Source organism: Dietzia sp. DQ12-76 (assembly GCF_014145045.1).
Taxonomy (GTDB): domain Bacteria; phylum Actinomycetota; class Actinomycetes; order Mycobacteriales; family Mycobacteriaceae; genus Dietzia.
This window is the reverse complement of record NZ_JAALDV010000043.1, coordinates 1-7,108: the sequence shown is the minus strand read 5'-3', so window position 1 is coordinate 7,108 and position 7,108 is coordinate 1. Positions and strand designations below refer to the sequence as shown.

Annotated in this window: 7 protein-coding genes; all 7 read right to left on the bottom strand. The window is 67.5% G+C overall.

The genetic code is table 11. The annotated features are described in order from the left end of the window. Nucleotides 1-73 precede the first annotated feature (73 nt). Entirely contained in the window at nt 74-1,264 is a 1,191-nt protein-coding gene (tuf, locus tag G6019_RS02335; protein ID WP_107757063.1) for an elongation factor Tu, read from the bottom strand. 176 nt (nt 1,265-1,440) lie between these two features. Continuing rightward, entirely contained in the window at nt 1,441-3,552 is a 2,112-nt protein-coding gene (gene fusA / locus G6019_RS02330) for an elongation factor G (RefSeq protein WP_107757064.1), read from the bottom strand. Between the two features lie 201 nt (nt 3,553-3,753). Continuing rightward, nucleotides 3,754-4,224 (bottom strand): 30S ribosomal protein S7, encoded by a 471-nt coding sequence (gene rpsG, locus G6019_RS02325; RefSeq protein ID WP_017838187.1) that lies wholly within the window; start codon nt 4,222-4,224, stop codon nt 3,754-3,756. Next, on the bottom strand, nt 4,224-4,595 hold the full coding sequence (gene rpsL / locus G6019_RS02320; RefSeq protein ID WP_017838186.1) for a 30S ribosomal protein S12: 372 nt from the start codon (nt 4,593-4,595) through the stop codon (nt 4,224-4,226). Before rpsL ends, rpsG begins: the two co-directional genes overlap by 1 nt. 176 nt (nt 4,596-4,771) lie before the next feature. Further along, nucleotides 4,772-5,446 carry a TetR/AcrR family transcriptional regulator gene (locus tag G6019_RS02315; protein ID WP_182613745.1) on the bottom strand — a complete coding sequence of 225 codons (675 nt, stop codon included), beginning with the start codon at nt 5,444-5,446 and terminating at the stop codon, nt 4,772-4,774. A gap of 11 nt (nt 5,447-5,457) precedes the next feature. Further along, entirely contained in the window at nt 5,458-6,591 is a 1,134-nt protein-coding gene (locus G6019_RS02310) for an NDMA-dependent alcohol dehydrogenase (RefSeq protein WP_107757066.1), read from the bottom strand. Nucleotides 6,592-6,657: 66 nt separating this feature from the next. Then, nucleotides 6,658-7,108, bottom strand: a 451-nt coding sequence (locus tag G6019_RS02305; protein ID WP_241725837.1) for an enoyl-CoA hydratase-related protein, incomplete at its 5' end; no start/stop codon positions are given.

Here is a 7,108-nt window from a genome sequence, read left to right as displayed (position 1 = left end):
CGCCCCACCTCGCGGTGGGGCGCCCCTTCGTCATACGGTCCGGACGTCGCGTCCGACCCGACGGGTCAGTCGATCACTTGATGATCTTGGTGACCTGACCGGCGCCGACGGTGCGGCCACCCTCACGGATCGCGAAGCGCAGTCCCTCGTCCATGGCGACCGGCTGGATGAGCTCGACGCTCATCTCGGTGTTGTCGCCCGGCATGACCATCTCGGTGCCCTCGGGGAGGGTCACGACGCCGGTCACGTCCGTGGTGCGGAAGTAGAACTGCGGACGGTAGTTGTTGAAGAACGGCGTGTGGCGGCCGCCCTCGTCCTTGGACAGGATGTACGCCTGGCCCTCGAAGTTCGTGTGCGGGGTGTACGCGCCCGGCTTGATGACGACCTGGCCGCGCTCGACCTCCTCGCGCTTGAGGCCACGGACGAGCAGACCGACGTTGTCGCCGGCCTCGCCGTAGTCGAGGAGCTTACGGAACATCTCGATGCCCGTGATGGTGGTCTTGGTGGCCTTGTCCTTGATGCCGATGAGCTCGACATCCTCGTTGACGTTGATCTGGCCACGCTCGATACGACCGGTGACGACGGTGCCACGACCGGTGATCGTGAAGACGTCCTCGACGGGCATGAGGAACGGCTTGTCCGTCTCACGCTCGGGGTCCGGGATGGAGTCGTCACAGGCCTGCATGAGGTCGCGGATCGCCTGGACCCACTTCTCGTCACCCTCGAGCGCCTTGAGCGCCGAGATGTGCACGACGGGGGCGTCCTCGTCGAACTCCTGCGAGCCGAGGAGCTCACGCACCTCCATCTCGACGAGCTCGAGGATCTCCTCGTCGTCGACCATGTCGCACTTGTTGAGGGCGACGAGGATGTAGGGGACGCCGACCTGGCGGGCGAGCAGCACGTGCTCACGGGTCTGCGGCATCGGGCCGTCGGTGGCCGCCACGACCAGGATCGCGCCGTCCATCTGGGCGGCACCCGTGATCATGTTCTTGATGTAGTCCGCGTGGCCCGGGGCGTCGACGTGCGCGTAGTGGCGCTTCTCGGTCTGGTACTCGACGTGGGAGATGTTGATCGTGATACCACGAGCCTTCTCCTCCGGCGCCTTGTCGATCTCGTCGAACGCGAACGCGTCGTTGAGATCCGGGTAGGTGTCCGCCAGGACCTTGGTGATGGCCGCGGTGGTGGTGGTCTTGCCATGGTCGACGTGACCGATGGTGCCGATGTTAACGTGCGGTTTGGTCCGCTCGAACTTCGCCTTCGCCACTGTGTGTCCTCCTGGACTGGTCTGTCCCCACCTCGAGGTGGGCACTGCATTGTGTGGGATCTGATCTTACTCATCGTGCCGTCGAGGGCACGAACCGGCGGCCACCCGGAGGTTCGACCGTGCGCCGCCGGCATCGGCCCCGCCCCTGCCTCTCGGCCGGGCGGGACCAGTACCGGTTACTCGCCGGTCGCCTTGGCGATGATCTCCTTGGACACACTCGCCGGAACCTCGGCGTAGTGGGAGAAGACCATCGAGTAGTTGGCCCGGCCCTGCGTCCGCGACCGGAGGTCGCCGACGTAGCCGAACATCTCCGACAGCGGCACGTTGGCCTTGACGACGCGGGCGCCGGAGCGCTCCTCCATCGCCTGGATCTGGCCGCGTCGGGAGTTGATGTCGCCGATGACGTCGCCCATGTAGTCCTCGGGGGTGATGACCTCGACCGCCATGAGCGGCTCCAGGATCACCGGCTGACACTTGCGTGCGGCCTCCTTGAAGGCCATCGAGCCCGCGACCTTGAACGCCATCTCCGAGGAGTCGACCTCGTGGTACGCGCCGTCGACCAGGGTCGCCTTGACGTTGACCATCGGGTACCCGGCCAGGACGCCGTACTGCATGGCGTCCTTGATGCCGGCGTCCACGGAGGGGATGTACTCCTTGGGGACGCGACCACCGGTGACCTTGTCGTCGAACTCGTAGGTCTCGCCCTCCTCGACCTGCTCCTGGGGGAGCGGCTCGAGACGGATCTGGACCTTGGCGAACTGACCCGAACCACCGGTCTGCTTCTTGTGGGTGTAGTCGTACTTCTCGACCGTGCCCTTGATGGTCTCGCGGTACGCGACCTGCGGCTTGCCGACGTTGGCCTCGACCTTGAACTCACGCTTCATCCGGTCGACGAGGACGTCCAGGTGGAGCTCGCCCATGCCGCCGATGACGGTCTGACCGGTCTCGTCGTCCAGGCGGACGGAGAACGTCGGGTCCTCGCGGGCCAGCTTCTGGATCGCGGTGCCGAGCTTCTCCTGGTCCGCCTTGGTCTTGGGCTCGATCGACACGTCGATCACCGGCGCCGGGAACGTCATCGACTCGAGGATGACCTGGTTGTTCAGGTCGCACAGGGTGTCACCCGTGGTCGTGTCCTTGAGCCCGATGAACGCGTAGATGTGGCCGGCCACGGCCTCCTCGACGGGCATCTCCTTGTTGGCGTGCATCTGGAAGAGCTTGCCGACGCGCTCCTTCTTGCCCTTGGTCGCGTTCATGACCTGGGTGCTCGGGTCGATCCGGCCCGAGTACACGCGGACGAAGGTGAGCTCACCGAAGAACGGGTGCACTGCGATCTTGAACGCCAGCGCCGCGAACGGCTCGTCCTTCGACGGCTGACGACGGATCTCCGTCTCCTCGTCCCCGACGGCGTGACCGTGGATCGAGCCGACGTCCAACGGGGTGGGCAGGTAGGAGATGACCGCGTCGAGCAGGGGCTGGACGCCCTTGTTCTTGTACGCCGAGCCACACAGCACCGGGTAGATCTCGGCGTTCACCGTCATCTTGCGGATCGCGGCCTGGATCTCGTCCTTCGTCAGCTCCTCGCCGCCGAAGTACTTCTCCATGAGGGCCTCGTCGCTCTCGGCGACGGCCTCGAGGAGCTTCTCGCGGTACTCGTCCGCCTTGTCCTTGAGCTCCGCGGGGATCTCCTGGACCGTGGCCTCGGTGCCGATCGGCGTGACGCCGGGCCACACGAGGGCCTTCATGTCCACGAGGTCGATGACCCCGTCGAACTCGTCCTCCGCACCGATGGGCAGCTGCAGGACGAGCGGCTTGGCACCGAGCCGGTCGATGATGGTCTGCACGGTGTAGTAGAAGTCCGCGCCCATCTTGTCCATCTTGTTGACGAAACAGATGCGCGGGACGTCGTACTTCTCCGCCTGGCGCCAGACCTGCTCCGACTGGGGCTCGACGCCCTCCTTGCCGTCGAAGACCGCGACCGCGCCGTCGAGCACACGGAGCGACCGCTCGACCTCGACCGTGAAGTCGACGTGGCCCGGGGTGTCGATGATGTTGATCTGGTTGTTGTCCCAGAAGCAGGTGACGGCGGCCGACGTGATGGTGATGCCGCGCTCCTTCTCCTGCTCCATCCAGTCGGTGGTCGAGGCGCCGTCGTGCGTCTCGCCGATCTTCCGGTTGACACCCGTGTAGAACAGGATGCGCTCGGTGACGGTCGTCTTACCGGCGTCGATGTGCGCCATGATGCCGATGTTGCGGACCTTGTTGAGGTCGGTCAGCACGTCCTGTGCCACGGATGATCCCCGATCATGAGTCTTAGGTGGGCCGGGCGGTCATGGTGGACCGTCCGGACCGGGTCTGTTGTCCTGGGCCGTGCCGTGACTCGCTCACGCGAGAGGCGACCCTCGTTCAATGATGCCACCCTCGGGGCGGCCGGGGGGCCCCGGAGCGGTGACGCCCCGTGGGCGTCCCCCCCGCTCCGGGGCCCGGCTGGATCACCAGCGGTAGTGTGCGAACGCCCGGTTGGCCTCGGCCATCTTGTGGGTGTCCTCGCGGCGCTTGACCGCGGCACCCAGGCCGTTGGAGGCGTCGAGGATCTCGTTGGCGAGCCGCTCGACCATGCTGTTCTCGCGACGCTGCCGGGAGAAGTTCACCAGCCAGCGCATGGCGAGGGTCGTGGAACGCCCGGGGCGGACCTCGACGGGCACCTGATAGGTGGCACCGCCGACGCGGCGGGAGCGGACCTCGAGGGCGGGCTTGACGTTGTCGAGCGCCTTCTTGAGGGTGAGGACCGGATCGGTCCCGGTCTTCTCACGGCAGATCTCCAGCGCGGAGTAGACGATGCGCTCGGCGGTCGTCTTCTTGCCGTCGAGGAGGATCTTGTTGACGAGCTGCGTGACCAGCGGCGAACCGTAGACCGGATCGTTGATCAGCTGGCGCTTCGGGGCGGGACCCTTACGAGGCATTACTTCTCCTTCTTGGCGCCGTAGCGGGAGCGGGCCTGCTTGCGGTCCTTCACGCCCTGCGTGTCGAGGGAGCCGCGGATGATCTTGTAACGGACACCCGGGAGGTCCTTCACACGACCACCGCGGACGAGCACCATCGAGTGCTCCTGGAGGTTGTGGCCCTCACCGGGGATGTAGGCGGAGACCTCGATGCCACTGGTCAGGCGCACACGGGCGACCTTGCGCAGCGCGGAGTTCGGCTTCTTGGGGGTGGTGGTGTACACACGGGTGCACACGCCACGACGCTGGGGCGAGCCCTTGAGCGCCGCCGTCGCTGTCGAGGACTTCTTGTCCTGGCGGCCCTTGCGGACCAGCTGGTTGATGGTTGGCATGAACCGACTTTCTCTAGCTGGCGGCCTCCTCGGGGGCGACCACCGGTCACTGGGACGTTGCTCGTATCCGGACTCTCGCGCTCCCCGACGGGCGCACGGGCGACCACGTCAGCCGCTCTCGCTGGCCTACTGGGCACGATCCTCCAGCTCGCGTACTGCGAGCACGATGGTCAAGCCTAACCGCCCCCGTGAGGATCGGTCAAAACGCGGCCGGGGGGCAGGCCCCGGTCCGACGCCGCCGGGACCTGCGCGAGCATCAGGTCCAGCGTCTCGGCCCAGTACCGGATGACCTTCTCGCGACGGGCCGAGTCATCGGAGAGCACGTCCGCGAGGCCGAGCCCGCGCGCCAGGTCGAGGGTCGCCTGCAGGGGCCGACGCACCCGGAGGTCGGCGGGGTCGTACCCGAGGGCCTCGGCCGCGATCACCAGCACCTCGCGGGACATGTGGGTCTCGAACGGGAGCACCCGGTCGCGCAGCGCCGGGTCGCTGGCCGCGGCGGTCCACACGTGGAGCGCGGCCTTGAAGAGATCCGAGGTGTAGTGCTGGACGATCAGCCGGACCACGGCGACCGTGCGTTCGGGACCCGGCTCCGGCAGATCCAGGCCGACCCTCCGCACGTCCTCGAGCCGCTGCTCGATCATGTGCCCGAGGGCGGCGGTGATGAGGTCCTCCCGGGTCGGGAAGTGGTGCTGGGCGGCACCCCGTGAGACGCCGGCGGCGGCGGCCACCGCCCCCACGGTGGTCGCCGCCCAGCCCTGGGTGGCGAGGAGGTCGATCGACGCACCGAGGAGTCGTTCCCGCGTCAGGCGGCTACGGTCCTGCTTGGGGGCCCGCTTCTCGGGTGCCGTCATCTGTCCTCCTGTTACCAGTCCTGCTCGTCGTAGATGATCACACCGCGGATGTTCTTGCCGTCACGCATGTCCTGGTACCCCTGGTTGATCTCGTCCAGCCGGTACGTCCTGGTGACCAACTCGTCGAGCTTGAGGTTGCCGGCGCGGTACTGGTGGAGCAGGTGCGGGATCTGCTTGCGGGGTCCGGTGCCACCGAAGATCGCGCCCTGCAGGGTCTTCTGCTGCATGGCCAGGTCGAGGATGGAGATCTGCGCGTCGACCGCCATCATGTCCCCCAGACCCACCACCACACAGCGACGCCCCTTGCCGGTGAGCATCAACCCGGGCAGCAGGTCCTTGCCCTCCACGATCCCCATCGTGAGCAGGACCAGGTCCGCCATCCGTCCCCAGCTCAGCTCCCCCACCAGCGCCATGGCCTCGTCCATCGAGGCACACGTGTGGGTGGCCCCGAACTCCATGGCCTTCTCCCTCTTGAACTCCACGGGGTCCACGGCCACGATGACACGCGCGCCTGCGGCGGCCGCGCCCTGCACCGAGTTGATCCCGATTCCGCCCACCCCGACGACGACCACGACGTCGCCCTCCTTGGCCTGACCGATCTCCGTGGCCGAGCCCCAGCCCGTGCAGACGCCGCACCCGAGCAGGGCGGCCTTGTCCAGCGGGATGTCCTTCTCGATCTTGACCACCGAGGACTGATGGACGGTGACGTGCGGCGCGAACGTGCCGAGGACGCACATGGTGGCGACGGGTTGACCGTCGGCGGTGTGCACACGGTAGCCGTCGTCGCTGATCGCCCGGCCGCTGAGCAACCCGGCGCCGTTGTCGCAGAGATTCTGGAGGCCCTCCGAACAGGGCGGACAGACGCCGCAGGCGGGGATGAACGCGAGGACGACGTGGTCCCCTTCCTCCAGCCCGGTGACGCCCTCTCCCACCTTCGTCACCACACCGGCACCCTCGTGGCCACCCATGATCGGGTAGGTCTCGAACTGGAGGTCGCCGGTGAGCAGGTGCTCGTCCGAGTGGCAGAGGCCCGAGGCGGCCAGTTTGACCTGCACCTCCCCGGCCTTGGGATCGTCGATGTCGACGTCGACGATCTCCCAGGCGTCCTGCTTGGGCTCACGGATGATGGCTGCTCTGGTGCGCATGGCATTACCTCTCGGTTCGAACTCGGGCGATGTGGGGGAGGTCACACATCAACGACATCGCATACGCTACGCGTCCGGCGTCGCCCAGGAGGGCGGACGGCGTTCAAGGAAGGCCGTCATCCCCTCGGCCACCTCGGCGGTGGTGAACAGGCGTGCGGTCACCCCGGCCAGCTCCTCACCCCGGGCGTCGAGATCGGCCAGGATCGGTGCGGCGAGCAGTGCCTTGTTCTCCGCGAGTCCCTGCGGCGAGCAGGGCCGGAACGCGTCGACGAGGTCACCGACAGCGGCCTCGAGGTCCTCGACCGCCTCCGTGAGCAGGCCGATCCGCCGGGCGTGCTCGGCGTCGAACCTCTCTCCGGTCAGCAGGGCGCGGGAGAGGTCCCGCGAGGTGATCCGCGCGGCGAGCGGCACCGAGATCATGGCCGCCGCCAGACCGAGGCGGACCTCGGTGAGCGCGAACGTCGAGGCCGGCCCCGCCAGCGCGAGATCGCAGGCGGCCACCAGCCCCATCCCCCCG